Origin of the sequence: Algoriphagus zhangzhouensis (assembly GCF_900148515.1) — a bacterium.
In the GTDB taxonomy this organism is placed as follows: domain Bacteria; phylum Bacteroidota; class Bacteroidia; order Cytophagales; family Cyclobacteriaceae; genus Algoriphagus; species Algoriphagus zhangzhouensis.
Genome location: NZ_FRXN01000003.1, coordinates 786951 through 809878 on the forward strand (window position 1 = coordinate 786951; position 22928 = coordinate 809878).

General features: G+C 40.7%; 18 protein-coding genes and 1 other RNA gene. 10 read left to right on the top strand and 9 right to left on the bottom strand.

Features of this window, described 5'->3' with window-relative positions; all coding sequences use genetic code 11:
• Nucleotides 1–23: 23 nt before the first annotated feature.
• Genes BUF13_RS13650 through BUF13_RS13660 form a run of 3 tightly spaced genes read right to left on the bottom strand, consistent with a single transcriptional unit; the run spans nt 24 to nt 3424 of the window.
• The gene (locus BUF13_RS13650) at nt 24–773 is read right to left on the bottom strand and encodes a succinate dehydrogenase/fumarate reductase iron-sulfur subunit (protein WP_073572344.1); all 750 of its coding nucleotides are present in this window, start codon (nt 771–773) and stop codon (nt 24–26) included.
• A 23-nt stretch (nt 774–796) separates the two neighbouring features.
• Nucleotides 797–2731 (bottom strand): fumarate reductase/succinate dehydrogenase flavoprotein subunit, encoded by a 1935-nt coding sequence (locus tag BUF13_RS13655; protein WP_073572345.1) that lies wholly within the window; start codon nt 2729–2731, stop codon nt 797–799.
• Nucleotides 2732–2743: 12 nt separating this feature from the next.
• Nucleotides 2744–3424 (bottom strand): succinate dehydrogenase cytochrome b subunit, encoded by a 681-nt coding sequence (locus BUF13_RS13660; protein WP_073572346.1) that lies wholly within the window; start codon nt 3422–3424, stop codon nt 2744–2746.
• 320 nt (nt 3425–3744) lie between these two features.
• Here BUF13_RS13660 and BUF13_RS13665 point away from each other — a divergent pair, with 320 nt between their 5' ends.
• The 3 genes from BUF13_RS13665 to fabD all read left to right on the top strand — a co-directional run bounded on the left by BUF13_RS13665 (nt 3745) and on the right by fabD (nt 7928).
• A complete protein-coding gene (locus BUF13_RS13665; protein WP_073572347.1) occupies nt 3745–6522 on the top strand; it encodes a T9SS type B sorting domain-containing protein in 2778 nt (925 codons plus the stop codon).
• The gene (locus BUF13_RS13670) at nt 6519–6953 is read left to right on the top strand and encodes a thiol-disulfide oxidoreductase DCC family protein (RefSeq protein WP_073572348.1); all 435 of its coding nucleotides are present in this window, start codon (nt 6519–6521) and stop codon (nt 6951–6953) included. The genes BUF13_RS13665 and BUF13_RS13670 overlap by 4 nt, the downstream gene beginning before the upstream one ends.
• Before the next feature lie 99 nt (nt 6954–7052).
• On the top strand, nt 7053–7928 hold the full coding sequence (gene fabD / locus BUF13_RS13675) for an ACP S-malonyltransferase (RefSeq protein WP_073572349.1): 876 nt from the start codon (nt 7053–7055) through the stop codon (nt 7926–7928).
• 34 nt (nt 7929–7962) lie between these two features.
• Here the strand turns inward: fabD and folK are convergent, their stop codons facing one another.
• Nucleotides 7963–8448 (bottom strand): 2-amino-4-hydroxy-6-hydroxymethyldihydropteridine diphosphokinase, encoded by a 486-nt coding sequence (gene folK / locus BUF13_RS13680; RefSeq protein WP_073572350.1) that lies wholly within the window; start codon nt 8446–8448, stop codon nt 7963–7965.
• 70 nt (nt 8449–8518) lie between these two features.
• On the opposite strand from folK, the gene sppA reads away from it, so the two are divergent.
• On the top strand, nt 8519–10285 hold the full coding sequence (gene sppA, locus BUF13_RS13685; protein ID WP_073572351.1) for a signal peptide peptidase SppA: 1767 nt from the start codon (nt 8519–8521) through the stop codon (nt 10283–10285).
• An 829-nt stretch (nt 10286–11114) separates the two neighbouring features.
• Here sppA and BUF13_RS13690 read toward each other — a convergent pair.
• Both BUF13_RS13690 and BUF13_RS13695 read right to left on the bottom strand, forming a co-directional pair.
• Nucleotides 11115–12008: a flavin reductase family protein gene (locus BUF13_RS13690; protein WP_073572352.1), complete on the bottom strand. Its 894-nt coding sequence runs from the start codon at nt 12006–12008 to the stop codon at nt 11115–11117.
• Nucleotides 12009–12105: 97 nt separating this feature from the next.
• Complete coding sequence (locus BUF13_RS13695; RefSeq protein ID WP_073572353.1) at nt 12106–13395, bottom strand: aminopeptidase P family protein; 1290 nt, start codon at nt 13393–13395, stop codon at nt 12106–12108.
• 150 nt (nt 13396–13545) lie between these two features.
• Between BUF13_RS13695 and BUF13_RS13700 the strand changes: the two genes are divergently transcribed.
• From BUF13_RS13700 to BUF13_RS13715, 4 genes are read left to right on the top strand one after another with little or no spacing between them, the layout of a single operon-like run.
• Entirely contained in the window at nt 13546–14772 is a 1227-nt protein-coding gene (locus BUF13_RS13700; protein ID WP_073572354.1) for a M16 family metallopeptidase, read from the top strand.
• Between the two features lies 1 nt (nt 14773).
• The gene (locus BUF13_RS13705; protein ID WP_073572355.1) at nt 14774–15418 is read left to right on the top strand and encodes an O-methyltransferase; all 645 of its coding nucleotides are present in this window, start codon (nt 14774–14776) and stop codon (nt 15416–15418) included.
• A 59-nt stretch (nt 15419–15477) separates the two neighbouring features.
• On the top strand, nt 15478–17058 hold the full coding sequence (locus tag BUF13_RS13710; protein ID WP_073572356.1) for a LysM peptidoglycan-binding domain-containing protein: 1581 nt from the start codon (nt 15478–15480) through the stop codon (nt 17056–17058).
• Nucleotides 17059–17072: 14 nt separating this feature from the next.
• Nucleotides 17073–18062 (top strand): DUF3078 domain-containing protein, encoded by a 990-nt coding sequence (locus BUF13_RS13715; protein WP_073572357.1) that lies wholly within the window; start codon nt 17073–17075, stop codon nt 18060–18062.
• On the opposite strand, the gene BUF13_RS13720 is transcribed toward BUF13_RS13715, so the two are convergent.
• Together BUF13_RS13720 and BUF13_RS13725 are read right to left on the bottom strand one after the other, a co-directional pair.
• Entirely contained in the window at nt 18059–18421 is a 363-nt protein-coding gene (locus BUF13_RS13720; RefSeq protein WP_134204472.1) for a hypothetical protein, read from the bottom strand. The two genes, BUF13_RS13715 and BUF13_RS13720, sit on opposite strands and share 4 nt — an antisense overlap.
• Nucleotides 18422–18627: 206 nt before the next feature.
• Entirely contained in the window at nt 18628–19773 is a 1146-nt protein-coding gene (locus BUF13_RS13725) for a DNA polymerase III subunit gamma/tau (protein WP_073572359.1), read from the bottom strand.
• 241 nt (nt 19774–20014) lie between these two features.
• Here BUF13_RS13725 and ssrA point away from each other — a divergent pair.
• Nucleotides 20015–20415, top strand: a transfer-messenger RNA (tmRNA) gene (gene ssrA / locus BUF13_RS13730).
• A gap of 232 nt (nt 20416–20647) precedes the next feature.
• Here ssrA and BUF13_RS13735 read toward each other — a convergent pair.
• Nucleotides 20648–21535, bottom strand: a complete 888-nt coding sequence (locus BUF13_RS13735) for a hypothetical protein (RefSeq protein WP_073572360.1) — start codon at nt 21533–21535, stop codon at nt 20648–20650.
• An 861-nt stretch (nt 21536–22396) separates the two neighbouring features.
• Here BUF13_RS13735 and BUF13_RS13745 point away from each other — a divergent pair.
• On the top strand, nt 22397–22891 hold the full coding sequence (locus BUF13_RS13745; RefSeq protein ID WP_073572362.1) for a hypothetical protein: 495 nt from the start codon (nt 22397–22399) through the stop codon (nt 22889–22891).
• Nucleotides 22892–22928: the final 37 nt, after the last annotated feature.

The window sequence follows — 22928 nt, forward strand, 5'->3', positions numbered from 1 at the left end:
TTTCTATCTAATCAATCTTAAACTTAAACATTCTCGCTGCTCAACACAGCAGAGAAATACTCTCGGTTCATTCTGGCAATGTTTGTCAAAGAGATTCCCTTCGGACATTCGGCAGAACAAGCGCCTGTATTGGTACAAGCTCCAAATCCTTCTGCATCCATCTGAGCAATCATCTTCTCAGCTCTAGCTTTTCTTTCCACTTTTCCCTGAGGCAACATTGCCAACTGGGAAATCTTAGCTGAAGTAAAGAGCATAGCGGAGGCATTTTTACATGCTGCTACACAAGCTCCACAACCGATACAAGTAGCTGCATCAAATGCTTCGTCTGCGATAGTTTTTGGAATAGGAATCTCGTTAGCGTCAGGAACACCACCTGTATTCACAGAAACGTAACCTCCAGACTGGATGATTCTATCAAATGCAGAACGGTCAACAACCAAATCCTTCACCACAGGGAAAGCTGCAGCTCTCCAAGGCTCGATAGTAATGGTGTCGCCATCATTAAAAGATCTCATGTGCAGCTGACAAGTAGTAGTCTGCTGAGGGCCATGAGGCTTTCCATTGATATATAGAGAACACATTCCACAGATCCCTTCTCTACAGTCGTGATCAAAGTGAACTGGATCTTCTCCTTTTTCTGTCAATTCTTCATTAAGGACGTCCAACATTTCCAAAAAGGACATGTCAGTGGAAATCCCATCTAATGGATAGGAGACAAACCCACCTTTATCAGCGTTGTTTTTCTGTCTCCAAACTTTTAATGTCAATTTCATAGTACTATGAATTTTTGTCTTGATTATTTGTACGAACGCTGGGTTAATTTCACATTTTCAAATACCAAAGGTTCTTTCTCAAGAAGTTCCTCTTGTTCATCTCCCTGGTATTTCCAAGCCGCTACATAGGCGAAGTTTTCATCATCTCTCAATGCCTCTCCTTCTGGAGTTTGATATTCCTCCCTGAAGTGACCTCCACAAGATTCATTTCTATTCAAAGCATCATCTACCATCAATTCACCCAATTCTAGGAAGTCAGCTACTCTGTGAGCTTTTTCCAATGATTGGTTCAATTCTTCATTTTCACCCAAGACTTTTACATCTTTCCAGAACTCAGCTCTCAAGGCCTTGATCTCAGCTTTAGCACGAGTCAAGCCTTCAGCAGTTCTAGCCATACCGCAGTCATTCCACATGATCTTTCCAAGTTTCTTATGGAAATAATCTACAGACTTGGTCCCCTTGATACCCAACAATTTGCTGATCTTGTCTTTCACTCCCTTCACAGCTTTTTCAAACTCAGGGTGATTGGTATCAACCGGCTTGGTACCCAAACCTGCCAAATAATCTCCCAAAGTGTAAGGAATCACGAAGTATCCGTCAGCCAAACCTTGCATCAAAGCAGAAGCTCCCAATCTGTTTGCTCCATGATCTGAGAAGTTTGCCTCTCCCAATGCATAAAGTCCAGGAACGGAAGTCATCAAGTTATAATCAACCCAAAGTCCACCCATTGTATAGTGAACCGCAGGATAAATTTTCATTGGAGTTTGGTAAGGATTCTCACCGGTAATCTGCTGATACATATCAAACAAGTTACCATATCTTGCTCGGATAGTAGCTTCACTGTCTCTATTGATAGCGTCTCTAAAATCCAAGAATACAGCCTCACCAGTTTCATTTACACCACGTCCTTCATCACAAACATATTTTGCGTTTCTAGAAGCAACGTCACGAGGCACCAAGTTACCGAAGGAAGGATACTTTCTTTCCAAATAGTAATCTCTGTCTTCTTCCTGAATATCTCTAGGTCTGATTTCGCCTTTTCTAAGCTTCTCAGCCATGGCCACAGTCTTAGGAACCCAAACTCTACCGTCATTTCTCAAAGATTCAGACATCAAAGTCAACTTAGACTGATGATCACCTGAAACAGGAATACAAGTAGGGTGAATCTGCGTATAACATGGGTTAGCGAAGTGAGCGCCTTTTTTATGTGCTCTCCAAGCTGCAGTCACATTGGATCCCATAGCGTTGGTAGAAAGGAAGAATACGTTACCATATCCACCAGTACACAAAAGAACCGCATGAGCTGCATGGGTTTCGATAGCTCCAGTGATCAAGTTTCTGGTCACAATACCTTGAGCATGTCCATCCACTGTCACCACATCCATCATTTCTGTACGAGGATATAGTTTCACCTTTCCATTCGCCACCTGACGGCTCAATGCTGAATATGCACCTAAAAGCAACTGCTGTCCAGTTTGGCCCCTAGCATAGAATGTTCTGGATACCTGAGCACCACCGAAAGATCGGTTGGCTAGCAATCCACCATATTCACGTGCAAAAGGAACACCTTGAGCAACACACTGGTCAATGATATTTACAGATACCTCAGCTAGACGGTAGACATTCGCTTCGCGAGCTCTGTAGTCACCACCTTTGATAGTATCGTAGAAAAGTCTATAAACTGAGTCACCATCATTTTGATAGTTTTTGGCGGCATTGATTCCACCTTGTGCAGCGATGGAGTGAGCTCTACGTGGGCTATCCTGAAAGCAGAATGCTTTTACATTGTAACCCAACTCTGCCAAAGAAGCGGCTGCAGAAGCACCTGCCAAACCTGTACCCACAACGATGACCTCATATTTTCTTTTGTTTGCTGGGTTGACCAGCTTACTTGTAAACTTATGCTTTGTCCACTTTTCGGCTAATGGACCAGCAGGAATCTTAGAATCTAGTATCATACGGGAAATCGATTAGCTAGTGAAATAGATATAAAGTGGCATCAATGCGAATAAAATCGGCACAACCACTGCGTAAATTTTTCCGACAGCTGCGATAGCTGGAGAATATTTGACATGATTTAATCCCAAAGTCTGGAATGCACTTGCAAATCCGTGAGATAAGTGGAAAGCCAAAAAGCCCATAGCGATTACATACCCAGCAACGATCAACTCATTTTGAAATGCGAAAGTGACAATAGAGAAAAGATCTTTGTAAGATTCTCCGTCATACTCCACAACTGGAAGATCTCCCCAGTGCATTTGATACCAAAAACCTTGAAGGTGAACTACCAAAAAGATCAAAATAATGGTACCAAGAACTCCCATATTTCTGGAAGCCATGGTAGAATTGGTAGATGCTTTGGACTCTGCATACCCGATAGGTCTTGCAGATTTGTTTTTGCTAGTCAACATGATTGAATAAATCACGTGGCCAATCACGGAAATATAGGTCAAGTAGGACAAGATCTTAACTGCAGGATTGGTGGTCATGAATTTGGCATAAATATTAAATGCCTCTCCTCCATCTCCCTTGAAAAGCAACATGTTGCCCGATACGTGACCTGTCAAAAACAGGATCAGGAATAAGCCAGTCAATGCCATGATCAGCTTCCTTCCCAGAGTGCTACTAAAGGTTTTTGTAACCCAACTCATACGATTTTAGGATTAATTTTAAAACGAATGTCTTATTATACTGCTGCCAAATTTAACTGTGGAACAGCTAGCAAACAATCCATTCTTCAGGTCCTTTCTTATTTTAAAAGGTTCTAAATAAAAGAGCGCACCAAAAGACCAAAACAGCCTTAAATTTCACATTTCAACAATTAGTTTAATTTTATTGTTTGATTTTGCGGTGATTTTCTACTTACTTCCATTTATTTCGTATAGGTAGATCATTAGCAATTGTTAACACTTTAGCAGAACATTACGTCTTGTCAAGTGTTTGCAAAAAACAGGAACCAATAGGCAACAACATGAAGCTCAAACTTTCGCTAGGACTTTTTTTCTCTTACCTCATTCTTGGGCTTTCATATGCTTGGGCAACCCACATTCGAGCGGGTGAAATCATAGCCGAACGGGTCAATGTTCAAACACTAGAATACAAAATCACAGTAGTTGGCTATACCGATACTCGTTCCAATGTAGTATTCGGTCCGGGGATCATCAATTTTGGAGATGGCAGAGAGGTCCAATTGAATACTGAAAATGACTTCGCTCTTGTTGAGAGCCTCGGAAACCAAATTGAAAAAAACACATTTGTCATCACACACACTTTTCAGGGGCCTGGCACATATACCATCCGTTTTCAGGAATTCAACAGAAATGATTTGACCCTGAACATGGATAATTCTGTGGATACTCCTTTTTATGTTGAAACCCAGATTACTATTGACCCATTCATAGGAGTGAATAACTCTCCGGTATTAACTATCCCTCCAGTGGACAATGGAGCAGTTAATTCCACTTATATCCACAACCCAGGTGCTTATGATCCAGATGGAGATAGCTTGTCCTATGAAATGACAATCCCACTTCAGAATTTCCAAAGACCTGTAAATAACTACAGAAGCCCAGCTTCTGCTGAATTCAGCTTCAATCAGCAAAGTGGTGCTACTCCGGCCTTCTTGGAATTAGACCCGATTTATGGAGACTTAATTTGGGATGCTCCAGGCACAGCCGGTCAGTTTAACGTAGCATTTAAAATTATAGAGTGGCGGAAAATCAACGGTGAATGGATTCAAATAGGCTTCGTCGTTAGAGATATGCAGATCATTATCGAAAACTCAAACAACCGACGACCCGAATTGATTTTACCTCCTGATATTTGCGTGGAAGCGGGCACTTTGATTGAGGAAATTATCCAAGGAGAGGACCCAGATGGTGACCCAATAAAGATTGAAATTTTCGGAGAGCCAATCGAAATCACCACTTCTCCGGGCAGCTATGACCCTGAGGCTACTTTCCAACCTTCACCTGGCATTGTGGATTTCACCTGGCAAACTGTATGTGGCCATGTCAGAGCTAGGGAATATGACGTAAGGGTTAGAATCACGGATCAACCTAGATCAGGACCTGCATTGGTAGACATCAAAACTTGGAGAATCAAAGTAGTTGGCCCTCCGCCAGTTTGGTCAGACATCGAGCAGCAATCAGGAAGAACTGTTGAATTGAATTGGGATCCGTATGCATGCGCCAATTCGGCAGAAGAAATGCAAATCTGGAGGAGAATTAATTCAGATCCTTACGAACCAGACAGCTGTGAAACAGGAATCCGTCCTGGATATGAACTGGTAGGCACCACCAATATGGAGACTTTCTCTTTCACAGATCTGAATGATGGAGAAGGTTTGGCTCCTGGAAACACCTATTGTTATAGATTAGTTGCTGCTTATCCAGCTCCAAGACTCGGCGAGAGTATTGTTTCTGAAGAGATATGCATCACTATTGACGTAGATGTTCCGATTATCACCAATGTCAGTGTTGAAGAAACTGATGCCACAGAAGGAGAAATTTTTATCAAATGGACACCTCCTTACGACATTGATAAAACACAATACCCTGGACCTTACAGCTATGAACTGTTAAGAAGTAACGGTTTTACAGGAAATCAAGGCAGAGTTTCATTGGGAGTTACATCGGACACATTGTACACCGATACTGGATTGAATACCCAAAATGAAGTTTATAATTACAGGGTTGTACTTTTGGATCAAGGGACCAGAATTGACACTTCTTCTTCGGCTTCCTCGGTTTGGCTAGAACCAACGATTATCAATGAAGCTATTGAATTGAATTGGGAATTCACTGTACCTTGGAACAATTCTATCAGTGAGTTTAAGCATGAAGTTTACAGAAATCGTACGGATGCAAATGCAGAAGATGCCGACACCTTTGAGTTGATAGCAGAGGTTGATGTTACTTCAGCAGGATTTACATTCTTGGATGATGGAAGCTTCAATAATGTACCTCTTGGAAAAGAAACAGAATACTGCTACTACGTGATCACCAAAGGTGCTTACAATGTAGATGGTTTAGTTTATCCATTGGAAAACAAATCCCAGATAACTTGTGCCAAGCCTGATGACAATAGGTTACCATGTCCACCTGTTTTGACATTTGAAGGACCAGAATGTTCGGTTTACACTGCTGAACAATCCTGTAATATCAACACCTATTATCATGATTTGAGCTGGACTCCTGATTTTTCAGGAGAATGCGATGACGAACTTTCAGGCTATAAGTTATACTACACCAATGATGGTGAGGAAAGTACATTCGAATTGATTGCAGAGCTTTCCTCTTTGGAGCTTGCTACTCGAATTTCGGAATTGACCACATACAGAGGCTGTTATTACATTACTGCCATTGATCGTTCTGGGAATGAAAGTGAGCCTAGCAATATCGTTTGTGTGGAGAATTGTCCTAATTACGAATTGCCAAATGCCTTTACTCCAAATGGCGACGGAGTGAATGACACCTTCTCTTCTTTCGACAATCCATTTGCAAAATGTCCACGTTTTGTCTTAGGAGTAGAAATCCTAATTGTTAACCGTTGGGGAGTGGAAGTTTTCAACTACAATAGCCTTGAGGCAACTGAAAACGACATCTACATCAACTGGGATGGGAAAGACAAAAATGGAAATGACCTTCCTGCCGGAACTTATTTTTATTCTGGAAAAGTTTATTTTGATGTACTGGATCCTGGACAACAGGAGCAGACCTTGAAAGGAACTATCCAGATTCTAAGATGAGTCAGCCAAAATCCATCGTTTTCTTTGACGGAGTATGTAACCTCTGCAACTCCTCTGTTGATTTCATGATCAAAAGGGACAAAAATGATAGATTCTTGGTTGGAGCTCTTCAAGATGAAACAAGTAAAGAAATCCTTTCCCAATTCGATGTGAAAGAGGACTATCTAGACTCCATTGTCCTTCTTGAAAATGGAAAAATATTTTACAAAAGCACTGCTGCTTTAAAAATCGCCAAGCAACTATCTGGCTTTTGGCCAGCACTTTACCCCTTGGTATTTTTTCCTCAAAGTTTGAGAGACGCAGTTTATGATTGGATTGGAAAGAACAGGTATAAATGGTTTGGAAAACAAAATACCTGTAGACTTCCAAGCCCTGAAGAACAGGCCAAATTTCTATCCCCTAGCAATTCTCCTTTCAAAGAGATCGCCTAGCCCCTTTATTTAAGTGCAAGGTTTCTTACCCATGTTTTGATGGATTGACATGGCAAAATAGAAAAGCTGTATATTTGCCGCTCAACCAAACAATTACTCATGAAGGCATTTGTTTTCCCGGGCCAAGGGGCCCAGTTTCCCGGTATGGGAAAAGCTCTTTACGAAGAAAATCCAGAAGCAAAAGCATTGTTCGAAAAGGCTAATGAAGTTCTTGGATTCAGAATCACAGACATCATGTTTGATGGAACTGCCGAAGAGTTGAAACAGACCAAAGTAACTCAACCTGCCATCTTTTTGCATTCGGTAGTATTGGCAAAAACAACTCCTGATTTCAATCCTGACATGGTTGCTGGACATTCATTAGGAGAGTTTTCTGCTCTTGTAGCAAATGGCACCTTGGCATTTGAAGATGGATTAAAATTGGTTTACCAAAGAGCGATGGCGATGCAGGAGGCTTGTGAAATCAACCCTTCCACCATGGCTGCAATCTTGGGTTTACCTGATGAAAAAGTTGAAGAAATTTGCGCTGGCATCGCCGATGAAATCGTGGTACCTGCCAATTATAACTGTCCAGGACAATTGGTAATCTCCGGTTCTAATAAAGGAATTGAGATCGCTTGTGAAAAAATGAAAGAAGCTGGGGCAAAAAGAGCTCTTCCTCTTCCTGTTGGTGGCGCTTTCCATTCTCCTTTGATGGAGCCAGCTAGAGAGAAGCTTCAAAAAGCGATCGAAAGCACCAATTTCAACACTCCAAGCTGCCCAGTTTACCAAAATGTAAGCACTACTGCAGTTACTAATGTGGATCAAATCAAATCAAACCTGATTGCACAATTGACAGCACCTGTTAAATGGACTCAGTCCGTTCAGAATATGGTCAAAGATGGCGCTACAGAATTTGTAGAATGTGGGCCTGGAAAAGTTCTTCAGGGACTTGTCAAAAAGATACATAGCGAAGCTGAAGTCTCAGGACTTTAATTCATACCTCAAAAGCCCGCCTCGAGCGGGTTTTTTATTGCTTAAATAATTTGACTTCCGAATGATCCCTACACATTTCCAGCAATTCCCGGCAAGTCTTATTTAGTTCTGGATGAACAAAATCAGGCATGATTTCTACCAATGGAACCAAAACAAATCTTCGGACTGCCATAAATAAATGAGGCACTTTTAAATCAGGCAACTCAATGACATCGCTGCCCCAAAAAAGGATATCAATATCCATGGTCCTGTTTCCCCAGACTGTTTCTCTAACTCGTCCTAATTCTTTCTCTACTTTTTGAAGGCCCACCAAAAACTTTAAGGGATCCTTATCGGTTTCTACCACAATTACCTGATTTAAGAAATCTTGGTCAGCCGCATCTCCCCATGCTTCCGTCAGATAGATACTCGATTCTTTGATTATCCTATCTTCGGTATTGATCATTTTTTTTGCAGACTCTAAAAGCTTGGTGGTATCCCCTTGGTTGCCCCCCAATATCAAAACTGCTTCTTTTAGCATTTTACTTGAAAAATTAATTTTTAATCGTTCATCAATTTAGCCTATTTTAGCCATTCTAATAGCATACAACATGAAATTCTTAGGAAACGTCCTAGCAGTAATAGTCGGATTATTTGTCTTTTGTATCCTCACCTTTTTCCTCTTTTTTGGCTTGATAGGAATCATAGCCGCTTCAGGAGAAAAAGAAGTGAGTCTAAATGACAACTCAATCCTCCACCTCAACCTTAATGGAAGAACTTTAGTCGAAAGAACTCGAGAGGAGGATTATTCTTTTGGAGGTTTTGGCAATCCATTTGGTCAAGAATTCAATGCGGGCTTGGTGAATCTGAAAAAAGCAATCCGTGAAGCCAAATCCAATGACAAAATCCAAGGGATCTATCTAAATACAGGTTTGATCATGGCTGGCCAAGCCAATTTATTGGAATTGAGAGAAGAACTCGAGGATTTTAAAGAGTCAGGCAAATTCATTCTAGCTTATGATGAGGCCTATACCGAGGGAGGATATTACTTAGCTTCTGTGGCTGATGAGATTTATTTAAACCCTTTGGGCGGCATTGATTTTAATGGATTATCCTCTGACGCTGTGTTCTTCAAAGGTCTTTTTGAAAAAATCGGAGTAAAACCGGAAATCTTCAGAGTAGGTGAATTCAAAAGTGCTGTTGAGCCATTTATCTTGGACAAAATGAGTGATGCAAACCGTCTTCAAACTCAATTTTTCTTGGATGACATCAACAACGAAATGTTGAAATCTGTTGCTGAATCCCGAGGGATTTCATTGGATAGCATCACTTTGATCAATGACCAAATGTTGGTAAGAAAGGCTGCTGATGCAGTTACCTACCATCTCGCAAACTCCCTCAAATACGAAGATGAGGTTCATGCAATTTTAAGAGAGAAACTAGGAATCGATGAGGATGGAGACATCCATACAATCAATGCCACTGATTTAGGCTCTTTAGCAAGTTCCAAAAATATCACTTCCAAAAATCGAATTGCCGTAATCCTTGCCGAAGGTGAGATCGTGGACGGAAATGCAGATGGAGTAATAAGCTCAGAGAAGTTTGCTAAAGAAATCAGAAAAGCCAGAAAAGACGATGATATCAAGGCTATCGTCCTTCGTGTCAATTCCCCAGGAGGTTCGATTTTGGCTTCAGAAGTCATTTGGAGAGAGATGAAAAAAGCTCAAGAAACGAAGCCAGTTGTTGTTTCAATGGGTGAAGTTGCCGCTTCCGGTGGTTATTACATTTCTAGCCCTGCAGGCACTATTGTGGCCCAACCTAATACTATTACAGGTTCCATCGGGATTTTCGGTATGTGGTTTAATGTTCAAGAATTGTTGAACGAAAAACTGGGTATCACCACCGATGTGGTTTCCACAGGGGAATTTTCTGATTTTATGAATCCTACCAGACAGTTGGAGGATGTAGAACGAGGAATCATTCAAAATTCCATCGAGGAAGGCTATGAAACTTTCATCAGCCGCGTAGCTGAAGGAAGAAATATGAGTCCTGAAGAAGTGAAAGAAGTAGCGTCCGGCCGTGTTTGGACTGGAAATCAAGCCTTAGAAAGAGGACTTGTTGACGAATTGGGAGGCATGGATAGAGCTATCCAGATTGCAGCAGAAAAAATTGACGCCGGTGATGATTATCGTATAATCTTCTACCCGACAATCAGGCCTTGGTTTGAAGAATTCATGTCTGACTTTGAAAACAATGTTCAGCTCAGATTAATCAAAGCTAAACTTGGTGATCAATATGAACTGTATCAGCAAATCGAACAAGTCAAAAAATACCAGGGAATTCAGGTCAGACTTCCTATGGATATCAAGATTAAGTAATTGGAAAAGTTCAGCCTCTTTGTAAGGTTGAGCGGAGTCGAAGCCTATTGTTTGTTTTATAGATACATTTAGATCCCGTACATCTGTTAGGAAACTTCCAATTAAAACAGAATAATATGCTATAAAAAGGGGTTGACTCGGTTTAAAACCTCCAAATCAACCCTATTTATTTGGAATACAATCTTCACTAGTATTTAATTTCGCCGTCCTTTTTCCTATAGGTGAAAAAGGATCAATCCCGACAGCTGTACGGGACCACCGCTGTCCATTTTTGGGTTAAAATCAATTTCCTCCCCACACGTCGGCAAACTCCTCAATTTTGCATAAACTCTTTTCTAAACTTGAAGTTTGTGGTAGCAAAATTTTCGTCAAACAAGCCTGCCTGCAGCAGGCAGGCCTCCTAATTGCAACCCTCACTTTTGATTTCTTAACACCCAAAACTGGAAGGCGGATCTAGACTAAAATTGATATTATCGACTCAAATTAAAGCCGCTATCTTTTCTATAAGTCTGAAATTTTACCCAAGAATTCATTAGGTCCATTTGCTTTGAAGTGGCTGGTGACTGATTGAGGTCAACAAGCGTTAAGAAAATCGGCTAGTTCCGAACTTGTTCGGAAATCCGGCGATTTTTAGCGTTTGACTCAATCAGGCAGAAAATGTCCGCAGGCATTTTCAAGCCAATTCAGGCAAAAGACTTTTGGGCACTTTTGGTCTTTCAAAAGTGCCAAACATAAATAACTTGGTATATCCTTTTTTTGAATGTTCAAAGAAAATTAAAGACTCAATGTGACTTAATTATTAAAATTCAATTTTAAGGCATTCTCCTTTTTACTTTTCTTGTAGCAAAATTTTCCAGGCTTTTTCAACCTCCCCTTCTTCAAGTGCTTCTTTGGCGAACTGATGCAAATGATCCAACCAGCTTGCCTGATCATTTTGAAATCTGATCCGCATCTCCTGAATCTCCCTTCCGGCACCAAACAATTCAAGTTCCTCTTTTGTCGGTAAACTCTCTACATTCCCCAACCTTCCCAAGTTATTTCCAGTCAATACCGTACTATTTCTGATTTCTTCTGGAATTTGATCTATCCCAATCCCCAGTGTTCTCAAAGGTTTTGGAATTTCAAAAAGTGCTTCACCATTGGAACGGGAATACCAGTTTCCCCCCATCCTAGCAACCAAATCTATTTTGTAAGGATCAATTACTCCTTTTTCATCTAAAATATGCTCATCCACGTGAGCCACAAGAACTTCACAAATTACCAAATTACCAGCCCCTCCAGTTTCACCAAGAGGTTTCACTTCATTGACTTTACATTCAAAAGCTACTTTGGCTTCTTTCACCCTAGGGGGTGCTACTTCTTGGGAAGGCACTGCAGTAAAACCTGCTTTCTCAAACTCATTGACCCCTTTAGCATATTCGGTACTAGCCAAAGACATTTGCTCAACCATTCCATAATGGACCACGTGGATCACCACCTCAGGAACTTCCTTGACATTTTCTAAAGTATGCTTAGTGGTATTATCCCGAACTCTTCTGGAAGGAGAAAAAACCAAAATTGGCGGATTGGTACTGAAAAGGTTGAAAAAACTAAAGGGACTCAGGTTTACATTTCCTTCTTGATCGATAGTTGACACAAAAGCAATTGGTCGAGGAGCAATACTTCCTTGGAGCAAAGCATGAAAATCTGGTACAGCTAGATCTTTGGGATAGAAGGTTTTCATAATCTCAATTTATGATTCAATTTTAATACAAATTCCATTTTCAACCATAATGAAAATAGTTCATGCATAAAAAAAGCCCCGAATGGGGCTTTTTTCTTTATGAATTCATCAAATCTTCAATTTCATCTGCCTCGATCGGAATATTTCTCATCAGATCGAAATATCCATCTTCGAGAACAACAATGTTGTTTTCCAATCTTACTCCAAAACCTTCGTAAGGAATATAGATTCCCGGCTCAACAGTAAATACCATACCCGGCTGAATAGGTCCATACATCGTTCCTACGTCATGTACATCCAATCCTAAGTGATGGGAAGTTCCGTGCATGAAATACTTTTTATAGGCCGGCCAATTAGGATCTTGGTTTTGAATATCAGTCTGATCGATTAGTCCCAACCCGATTAATTCAGATTGCATAATCAATCCCACCTCTTTATGATAATCCTGAATGGTCACACCCGGTCTTAGCATGGAAGAAGCCTCCTTGTGCACTCTTAGTACAGCATTATAAACAGCCTTTTGGCGATCCGAGAATTTGCCACTAACAGGAATGGTACGGGTCATGTCTGCATTGTAATTCCCGTATTCTGCACCAACATCCATCAATAGCAACTCTCCATCATTACAAGCTTTGTTGTTTTCCAAATAATGCAAAACACAAGCAGAAATTCCAGAAGCGATGATTGGCTCATAAGCAAAGCCTTTGCTTCTGTTTCTCACAAACTCATGAAGGTATTCAGCTTCGATTTCATACTCGGTCACACCGGGTTTCACAAAGTTCAAAATTCTTCTAAATCCTTTTTCAGTGATATCACAAGCGATTTGCAACTGGTCAATTTCCTCTTGCTCTTTCACTCCTCTCAACTCATGCATCAATGGAGCAGCTCTTTCATACTCGTGCAATGGGAATTGCTCTTTGCAAGTCTTGATAAAACGAGCATCACGGGTTTCTACCACTACACCTGCACGCAAATGTTCATTGGTATTCAAATAAACTCGATCCGACAATGCCATCACGGTACTGAAAATCAAATCAAACTTATCCAACCACTGGATATTCTTGATCCCAGAAGTAGCCTCCGCTTCTTCCTTTGTGTATTTATGTCCTTCCCAAATTGCGATATGCTCATTGGTTTCTCTTAAGAAAAGCACCTCTCTCATAGAAGGATTTGGACAATCTGGAGCCAATAGTAAAATGCTTTCTTCCTGGTCTATGCCGCAGAGATAAAACAGATCATTGTTTTGTCTGAATTTCATCGTACCATCTGCATTCGTTGGCATGATATCATTGGAATTGAAAATAGCCACAGAGTTTTTGGCCATTTTTGCAGCGAGTTTTGCCCTGTTTTTTATGTAAAGCGAGGCAGGAAGTGGAGTATATTTCATAAAATGATTTTAACTAAAGATTCAAATTGACTTTCGGGAATTTTTCTTCCCCAAAAGGCCTTACATTTAGATTAATCCCGACAAACTTAACATTATTCGCACGGAGTTTAAAAGGTAGATTTTTTCTATCTTCATCTGAAACAGAAATTCATGTACCAAATAAAAGAGCTTGCAAACGGCATTCGCATTGTCCATCAGGAAGTCACCCACACCCGATTGGTACATTGTGGCTTTATTCTCAACATTGGAAGCAGAGACGAAACCAAAGAGCAAGAGGGACTTGCACATTTTTGGGAACACATGGCATTCAAGGGTACTCAAAAGCGCAAAACCTTCCATATCATCAATAGATTAGAATCTCTTGGTGGTGAGCTGAATGCCTATACTACCAAGGAAAAAATCTGTTTTTATGCTTCCGTACTCAAAGAGCATTATTCCAAAGCAGCCGATTTGCTCTTCGATATTACTTTCAACAGCACCTTCCCTACCAAGGAAATAGAAAAAGAAAGGCAGGTCATTTTGGAAGAAATGTCCATGTATCGAGATTCACCGGATGATTCCATCCAGGATGAATTGGACACTTTGGTCTTCGAAAATCATGCTTTGGGTCGAAATATTCTAGGGACAGAGGAGACTGTCTCCAATTTTAGCCAACAAGACTTTTTTGATTTCATTTCAAGTAGACTCGACACCTCTCAGGTCGTCTTTTCTATTGCAGGAAATATCTCATTTGCAAAAGCTTTAAAAGCTATTGAAGGACCACTTTCCCAAATTCAGTCTAAGAAAACCCTCTATATCAGAAGTGGTTTTCATGACTACAGCCCTCAAAACAAAATTGTCAAAAGAGACATCACACAGTCACTTTGTGCGATCGGAAGGCCTGCTTTTTCTCAGCATGACAAAAATCGCTACAAACTTTTTCTGCTAAACAACATACTTGGAGGACCAAGCATGAATAGTCGTCTCAATCTCGCATTGAGAGAAAAATATGGCTACGTCTACTCCATTGAGTCTAGCTATCAACCTTTTTCAGACACTGGATTCTTTGGAATATTTTTTGGAACAGAAGAAAAAACTTTGAAAAAATCCATGCACTTGGTGCACCGAGAATTAGTCAAATTGAGAACTAAGAAGCTGGGAACAATGCAACTTCACATGGCAAAAGAACAAGCAATTGGGCAGATGGCTATGGCGGAAGAAAACTACGCCGCATTGATGTTGGTTTTTGGTAAAAGCCTCATAGATCATGGGAAAATCGACCCTTTAGAGCGTATCTTTGAGCAAATAAGAAGTACGACTGCTGAAGAAGTACTGGAAATCGCTGAACAGATCTTCGATCCAGAACAACTTAGCTATCTAACTTATCTACCGAATTAAGATGGAATTCATTGATCCAGCACTCCTTGCCTATTGCGAGGACCATACTAGCCAAGAAGACGATTTACTGAAAAAGATTACCAGAGAAACTCAGGCAAAAGTCCTGATGCCTCGAATGATTTCAGGTCACCTTCAGGGAAAGTTATTGGAGCTTTTTGTCAAAATGCTTCGACCAAAAACCATTTTGGAAATCGGGACTTATACGGGTTATTCTGGCCTCTGCATGGCTAGAGGATTGGCAGAAAATGGAAAACTAATCACCCTGGATATCAATGATGAACTGGAGAAAATGGTGAGAGGATTTTTTGATGAATCTGGACTTTCCGATCAGATCGATTATCGCCTAGGCAATGCCCTTGAAATCATTCCAACCCTAGAAGGTCCTTTTGATCTGGTATTTATAGATGCCGACAAGATCAACTATGCCAACTACTATGACTTAGTGATTGACAAGATGTCTACAGGCGGAATCATTCTGGCTGACAATGTCCTTTGGTCTGGAAAAGTCCTTCCAGAAGGTCGAAAAAAATTGGACAAAGACACAGCTGCAATTTTGGATTTCAATCGGATGGTTCAGGATGATCCAAGAGTAGAAAACAGCCTTCTTCCGATACGGGATGGAATAATGATGGCCAGAAAACTCTAAAATTTTAAAATAGGAACCATTTTTGCTCAAAGTGGAAAAAGCATCCGAAACTACTGAGCATGAATTCCCGAAGAGTTATATTTTTCACGTTTTTCGCATTCTTTCTAGCCCAATCTTCCCTCCTTGCACAAATCCCTCAAGTGCCTGCAGAGTTGGAGTTTGCTGATTTGATTGTGAGAATCAATCCGCAAGCAAGACGGGAAATTCAACTGGATGTAGACGCGCTTTACAGAAACCCAAACTACCTAAAAGTCAAACAAGACCGCTTTAACCTTTACCGACCCATTATCGAAAGAGAATTGAATAACGTCGGAGTTCCTTTAGACTTACAATACCTGGTAATTCAAGAAAGTGGATTGATTGCTGATGCCGTTTCCACTTCAAATGCGGTTGGTTTTTGGCAATTTAAGCAAGGGACAGCAGAGGAAGTTTTCATGCGGGTTGATGGCCAAATCGATGATCGAAAGAACATTGTAAACTCTACTAGAGGAGCTGCTCTCTATTTGAAAAAGCACAATAATTCTTTTGACAACTGGATGTGTGCATTGGTTTCCTACCAAATGGGTTTAGGAGGTGCTAAAGCCTATTTCGGGACCAGATACAATGGCAAACGAGTGGTCGACATAGACCGAAATTCTCATTGGTATTTCAAAAAATTCCTAGCTCACAAAATCGCATTTGAAAACTCTTATACCACACTGGTGAGTAACAACCAAAGACTGGTAGAAGTGAAGGTTTCTGGACCTGTTACTTTAACTGCTTTAGCAAAAAAATACGGGGTGACAACGGAGCATTTGAAAGAAATGAATAAATGGGCCTCAAATGGCAAAGTACCTTCAGGGAGCGGTTATTCCCTAGTTTATATTCAGGAAGGTGATACTCCATTCAAGCCTGCTGTCATAGAACAAAAGCCTTCTACTCAGAATCAAAACTCATACAAAAGCAATCCAGCTTATAAGCAGGCTAATTCTTTCCCAAGAATCGCTGGTAATACGACTAAAGCTTCTCAACCTGATCAAATCACAGTCAATGAACTAGATGGTGTGCAAGCAAGCAATAATGCCACCCAAGGGAGCTTTGCGGACAAAATCGGAATGAAAGAAAAGAAATTCCGAAGATTGAATGATTTGGACAAAGGAGAGCGAGTAGAAGCTGGTGAGTATTATTATACTGAAAAGAAGAAAGCCAAAGCCGAAGTGGAGACTCACATTGTCATGCCAGGCGAAACACTTTGGAGCATTTCTCAGAAATATGGAATCAAGCTCTCTTCTTTGAAAGCCAAAAACAGGATCAGAAGAGATAAAGACTTGAAAGTAGGAATGGTCTTAAATCTTCAGGATCACCGAAAAAGAGGAGAAGAAATTCCTATGGTCAAGGTGCAATCTTTGTCTAATCAGCGAATCAGTCAAAATACCAATACTCAGCAAAAGGTAGAACCACAGGTAAGCCAACCTGCTCCTGTTCAATCCTCTACTCCTTCCCAACCTAGCCAATTAACGCATACAGTTTCGTCTGGAGAGACACTCTATGCAATCAGTAAAAAATACGGAGTAACAGTAGATCAACTGAAATCTTGGAACCGAATCGGTAGCCAAAACATTATCAGTGTAGGTCAGAAATTAACTATTTACAAGCCCTGATCTTGCCCTTTTTCATGCGCAAACCACTTCTTCTCCTATTTGGACTTTTATTTCTTTGCCTAAGCGGAAAAGCTCTAGCTCAGGATCTTCAATTTATCCCCGATACGGTCTTGATCAATGGAGACACCCTATTGATGTTGGGTGATTCTGTCTTGATTGAAGAACCCGTAAAAGAAATCTTTTGGAAAACCGGCGGTAACTATAATATGAACATCCAGCAGGTAACACTGAGTAACTGGGCTGCAGGGGGTGCAAGTTCTTTTGCATTGAACACAGGCGTCTCCCTTTTTGCCAATTACAAAAAGGATAAGAAAGTCTGGGACACACAACTGAATGTCAGTTTGGGCTTCAACCGTCAAAATGATCGGAATTTTGAGACACGAAAAACTACGGATGCATTTAAATTCGTCAGTAACTATGGCCGGGAACTATCAGAGAAACTATATCTCTCTACTCAGCTGGATGCGAGCACCCAGTTGTTAGCGGGTTTTAAATACGCCACCTCAGGCGATGGAGATACACGGACAAAGATCTCGGATCTCCTATCACCAGGCTATGTCCAATCCTCCACGGGTTTGAACTACCGAAAGACCTATGAAAAGAAAGGTAAGCTATCCATGATCCTTTCACCCTTCACAGGCCGTTTTACCATTGTGATGAATGACTCTCTGAGTAATGCAGGTGCGTTTGGTGTGACTCCCGGAGAAAATGTAAGAGCTGAGGCAGGTATGTCATTGAATACTTCAATTACCGATTTTGTCTTGATGGAAAATATCACCTGGAAGGCTGACCTCAACCTATTCTCCAATTATGAGACATTTGGGAATATGGTAGTCAACTTCAACTCCATCATCCGAATGAAGGTAAATAAATACATTTCTACGAGGATAGAAACAGCCTTGATCTATGATGAAAAAGTATTGATCAAGCAAGATGATGGCACATCCAAACAGGCAGTCCAACTCAAAAACCTGATCAACTTTGGGGTCAGCCTGGACTTTTAGAAGTCCGTTTCCAAATTAAACTTCTTGGTAAATTCTTTCAGCGCAGGATGCTTTTCCAACAGGAAATTAAACTTATCCGAATTGGTATACAGTTTATTTTTCTGATCTGTGATCTCTTCTTTGTGTTCCAAAGAAACCCGAAAATGACCGACTCCTGCAACTTGACGGATAATACCGATTAGTTCCGGCTTCATTTTTTCAGCAATCTCTTCCTGCATATGGCCTGTAATCTCCAGCACAATACCCTTTTCATGAACTTGAATAGACTGGTTTAGAATAGCCCATTCTAGATTCTTTTTTTGTTTTTGGAAATGGTCCAGAATCTGTGGAAGGTGTTGATCCAACAACTCCTGAGTCAAAGGCTTCAGAGACTCAGTAGTTGAAACGAACTCAACAGGTTGATTTGATTTAGTTTCTGTCTCTGCTGCTTTTTGAGTAAGCTCTTGGGCAAGCTTTTTAGTCTGAGAAAGACTCGTGGGAATGGAAATAGTCTTTTGAACAGGAGTGGTTTTAGCTCCTAACTTGGGTGCTGGAGGAGCTTCTTGAGCGGGCTTTTCTTCCTTAGTTAGGCTTTTTTTTTTGAATCTTCAGCCACTACAGCAGCCAAGCTCAAAGCCTGAGGCAATTTAGCCATTTTCATCAAAGCCAATTCCACATGAAGACGCTGATTCTTGCTAGTCTTATAGTGGATATCGCATTGATTGGCAACATTCAAAGCCGATAGCAAAAAGGAAGGACTGATTGCCTGAGTCTGGGAAAGATACCTCTCTTTGACATTTTCAGACACCTCAATCAAATCTATAGTCACTTGATCTTTTACGACCAATAAATCCCTGAAATGCTCACAAAGTCCGACGATGAAATTATGTCCATCGAACCCTTTCTTCAGGATTTCATCAAAAATCAATAGGGATTGAGAAATATCTCCAGCAATCAGCGCATCAACTACTTTGAAATAGTAGTCATAGTCCAAAATATGAAGGTTGGAGATAGTTTCCTGATAGGTAACTTTCTGACCTGCTGAATAGGTTACTATCAAATCAAAGATGGAGAGTGCATCTCTCAATGCTCCATCCGCCTTAGTTGCAATTAATCGAAGCGCTTCATCCTCATACTCTACCTTTTCTTGATCTGCAATATACTTCAGGTGGTCAGCGATATGCTTGATCTGAATTCTATTGAAGTCAAAAATCTGGCAACGAGAAAGAATAGTAGGAATGATTTTATGCTTTTCCGTAGTCGCCAAAATGAAAATAGCATACTTGGGAGGCTCTTCCAAAGTCTTCAAAAAGGCATTGAAAGCTTGGTTGGAAAGCATGTGAACCTCATCTATGATATAGACTTTGTATTGTCCTTTTTGAGGAGCATAGCGCACCTGATCCACCAAATTCCGAATATCATCAACGGAGTTGTTGGAGGCAGCATCTAGTTCATAGATATTGAAGGAAGAGTTGTTTTGGAAAGAAACGCAAGACTCGCAAGTGCCACAAGCTTCCTGATCATCTCCCCGGTTTTCACAGTTGATTGTTTTGGCCAAGATACGTGCACAGGTAGTCTTACCTACACCTCTTGGACCACAAAAAAGGAAAGCCTGGGCAAGGTGATTATTCTTGATAGCATTCTGAAGCGTAGTAGTGATATGCTGCTGCCCTACTACACTCTTAAAATTAGCTGGTCTATATTTTCTTGCCGAAACGACGAAATTTTCCATCGCTGCAAGATATAAAAATCTAGCTATTCGGAAACCCGGAATTTTAGCCTTCTGACTTTTTTTTCGGTAAGAGATTGATTTTTAGAAAGAATGAAAAAATGAAAAAAAGTAGGCACATTGAGGTATTCCATTGACTTCTGGAAAAGATCGCAACTTGTTAATAGGCAACTGCTCTTTTCAAAAACGCCAAATCATTTCCTTGGAACTAAAATTGGATTACTTTTGTCTTCCCAAAACAAATGGGGCTGACCGGTTTTGACAGTAAGTGTAAAGATCGGGCTTGCATGCAGGCTGGAGTATGTACGGCCTTGAAAGATTCATACGAACTATAAATGGCGAAACTTCTTACGCCATGGCTGCCTAATCTAACCTTATAGGATAGATCGCTTAAAGGGTTGAGTTACGAGAGTAATTCCCCGGCCACATCTCACCATCCGTTGTCTGATCCGGCTGGATTTGAGGTGTCGACTTGATCGGGCTGCTGCTTGTGATGCGATTAAGCAAGCTTAAGACCAATCGATAAGCCAAGCTCAGGTGTGTCACCCAGCATAGTTTGGTCGAAAACCCAATCGGTGACTAAGCATGTAGACGGTACGGTGTTTCCTTATCTGGACGCGAGTTCGAATCTCGCCAGCTCCACCAACCTCTGGATTTTCATAAATTCAGGGGTTTTGTTTTTTTATAGGTGAAATGGGTTCAAACCCATTCCAATAGAATAGAATCTTTCCTACCGGAACTAAAATTGCCCAGTGCTTTAGCGCAGGGGAGGGATATTGAAAATTCGAGAAAATAAAAAGGTGTAGTAACAAACTACACCTAGTCTATAAGGTTCTCTAGGCTCTGAAGGGCTAGTGGGGTATGAAGGAAATCCTCCTCAATTCGCCATATACAAAAGCCGAAGATCCGTGTCATTTCGGGAAATAATTAGCCGATTCCCCTGAATCTGGAAGTCCAACTCTCCTGGAGCGATCACGCGCTTGACACTATCTTGCTTTTCGTAGACTCTTTTGGTCGTTAAAGGAAAGGAAGTTTGATGCCGATTAGGACCGTAATAATAGGAAGTATAAAGACTCACCTGATTTCCCTTGATTTCATAGAAAAAAGGGGAGTCATAAAAATTACTGACTCCGGTGCTGAATTCCACCAGCAGGGCATTAGGTTGGTTAGTAACGTAACCAGGCACACTTTGTCCTTTTTGAGTGAATTGGATACTGCCAGAAGGTCCTTCGCAATAAGGGTGGGAGTAAACCTCACCGGATTCGTCGATAAATCCGATCCATTTCCAAGGAATATTTTGTAGGGGATAGTCCGTTCTTCTCTCTGGAATCACCACTGGACACGGGGGAGTTTGAACGATCTTTTCCAACAAAAGGGGAAGACCTGGCAAGGAATCTCTGGGATCGCTTTCTTTGATCTGACCTGAACCTAGGATGTAGAAAGGATAGAATTCCCAGCCGTTGTTGTAAAAAAAATTATTCATGCCCCCGCTGTAGGGGCTATTCCATGGTATCCAACCAATTTCCCTTACAAATTGGCTCATTACCAAAGTGTCTGCCAAGGTCAAGGAATCTTTTCCGGGCTGGTTGACCCGTTTTAGACTCAGGATCTTGGAAGATGAATTTTCTGGAAAATACCAACTTCGGATCTCGATCAGTTCTTGGTCCAAGATTTCCACCGTTTCCCTCTGCTCTACGGGAAGGTAGGGAATCTCCTCCGGTCCGCAGGAGGCCAAAACAAAAAATAGCACCCAATATTTTTTCATCCTACAAGTGAGTTTTAACTCCAAATTAATGCAAACCAAGCAAACCATTCCTCTACTCAATATAGCTCGTTTTTAGGTTCGGATGAAAACAGGACTTCTTCCTAAACGGTCTTCCCGCTGTTTGGGGTTTGCAATCCCGAACTTCTTTCCCTGAATTGCTAATTCTCTTATCACAATTGGGCTAAAGCCCAGAAAGAATCATTCTCAGCAGCATTATTGCCTAGCCTCGTGTTTTTGCGCGGGGCAGGGTATTGAAAATACAAGAAAATAAAAAAGGTGTAGTTACAAACTACACCTAGTCTTCCAAGTTTTCTATGCTTAGAGGAGATCCCCGAAACTGGGAACAAACCAAGTATGGAGTTGCTGAATTGACTGACTTGAGCAAAAAACTTCTAGGTCTTGAAAAGTGGTAAATTTCATTCCAAATGCACTTCTGCATTTGTATTCTACTCTTAATTTCCTTTGATTATCTGGGCCGGATGACTGATGAGCAAATTTTGCAAGCCTGGAACTTCAATGCTAATCTTTGCCACTTTTTTCCAAAACTGGCAAGTTTGCGGGTGATCAAATTATATCAAAAAGCCTTTCAGAAAATTTCCAAAAGGCTTTTTTATGGCACTAGCAGCTGCTTTCATTGTAAATGGATTTTTTATCCAGAGGCCAAAAAAATCATTCTGAGAGATGAAGTTTTTTAAAAAAAACAACTGGCTACTACGCCCTGATATTCTAGACTATTTACTGACCTGGGACCTTGTTATTTAATAAAACTTTTGTCATAAATTAAAGGAAAGTGATCCAATATCTGCCTAGATACAAATCCGGATTCTTTTGACATCTTTTGGTTTTTTAAAAATTGAAATCATGAGGTACTTACTTATTTACTTATTGATTTTTATCCCTTTTAGCATTGCAAATGCTCAACAGAATGCCTATTTAAAAAACAACGAAGATGGACGGGTTATTAAACTCAAAAGGAAAACCATCTTAACTTTTAAAACTTCCGACTCCACCTTAGTCACAGGTAGAATCCTTATTGTAAAAGACCAAATACTAGAAATTTCAACCTCCAGAAAGAAAAAGGACTCAGAAATAATCCTTGTTCAAATTAATTCAGTCCAAGAAATAACAAACAAATTAATGAATAAGCAACCTGCTTTGGCTGGAATCACGGGATACATTGGATTAATCGGTCTGATCACTTCTCCCCTTTTAATGATCACCGATTCAAAAGAAGATGCTCAAGGTCTATTCGAGGCTAGTGTGGTATTTTTAGGAGTCAGTGTCGTCGCATACAGCCCACATTTAATTCAAAGAAAATTTGAAACAGAGAAAAAATGGACTTTGTTCACTCAATAAATAAAGCTAAGAGAAGTTAAAATCACCCATCTTTTTT

Bases quoted from the DNA above. Each gene is read 5' to 3' on its own strand.
- BUF13_RS13650 (WP_073572344.1), bottom strand. From the start codon at position 773: ATGAAATTGACATTAAAAGTTTGGAGACAGAAAAACAACGCTGATAAA.
- BUF13_RS13655 (WP_073572345.1), bottom strand. From the start codon at position 2,731: ATGATACTAGATTCTAAGATTCCTGCTGGTCCATTAGCCGAAAAGTGG.
- BUF13_RS13660 (WP_073572346.1), bottom strand. From the start codon at position 3,424: ATGAGTTGGGTTACAAAAACCTTTAGTAGCACTCTGGGAAGGAAGCTG.
- BUF13_RS13665 (WP_073572347.1), top strand. From the start codon at position 3,745: ATGAAGCTCAAACTTTCGCTAGGACTTTTTTTCTCTTACCTCATTCTT.
- BUF13_RS13670 (WP_073572348.1), top strand. From the start codon at position 6,519: ATGAGTCAGCCAAAATCCATCGTTTTCTTTGACGGAGTATGTAACCTC.
- fabD (WP_073572349.1), top strand. From the start codon at position 7,053: ATGAAGGCATTTGTTTTCCCGGGCCAAGGGGCCCAGTTTCCCGGTATG.
- folK (WP_073572350.1), bottom strand. From the start codon at position 8,448: ATGCTAAAAGAAGCAGTTTTGATATTGGGGGGCAACCAAGGGGATACC.
- sppA (WP_073572351.1), top strand. From the start codon at position 8,519: ATGAAATTCTTAGGAAACGTCCTAGCAGTAATAGTCGGATTATTTGTC.
- BUF13_RS13690 (WP_073572352.1), bottom strand. From the start codon at position 12,008: ATGAAAACCTTCTATCCCAAAGATCTAGCTGTACCAGATTTTCATGCT.
- BUF13_RS13695 (WP_073572353.1), bottom strand. From the start codon at position 13,395: ATGAAATATACTCCACTTCCTGCCTCGCTTTACATAAAAAACAGGGCA.
- BUF13_RS13700 (WP_073572354.1), top strand. From the start codon at position 13,546: ATGTACCAAATAAAAGAGCTTGCAAACGGCATTCGCATTGTCCATCAG.
- BUF13_RS13705 (WP_073572355.1), top strand. From the start codon at position 14,774: ATGGAATTCATTGATCCAGCACTCCTTGCCTATTGCGAGGACCATACT.
- BUF13_RS13710 (WP_073572356.1), top strand. From the start codon at position 15,478: ATGAATTCCCGAAGAGTTATATTTTTCACGTTTTTCGCATTCTTTCTA.
- BUF13_RS13715 (WP_073572357.1), top strand. From the start codon at position 17,073: ATGCGCAAACCACTTCTTCTCCTATTTGGACTTTTATTTCTTTGCCTA.
- BUF13_RS13725 (WP_073572359.1), bottom strand. From the start codon at position 19,773: ATGGAAAATTTCGTCGTTTCGGCAAGAAAATATAGACCAGCTAATTTT.
- BUF13_RS13735 (WP_073572360.1), bottom strand. From the start codon at position 21,535: ATGAAAAAATATTGGGTGCTATTTTTTGTTTTGGCCTCCTGCGGACCG.
- BUF13_RS13745 (WP_073572362.1), top strand. From the start codon at position 22,397: ATGAGGTACTTACTTATTTACTTATTGATTTTTATCCCTTTTAGCATT.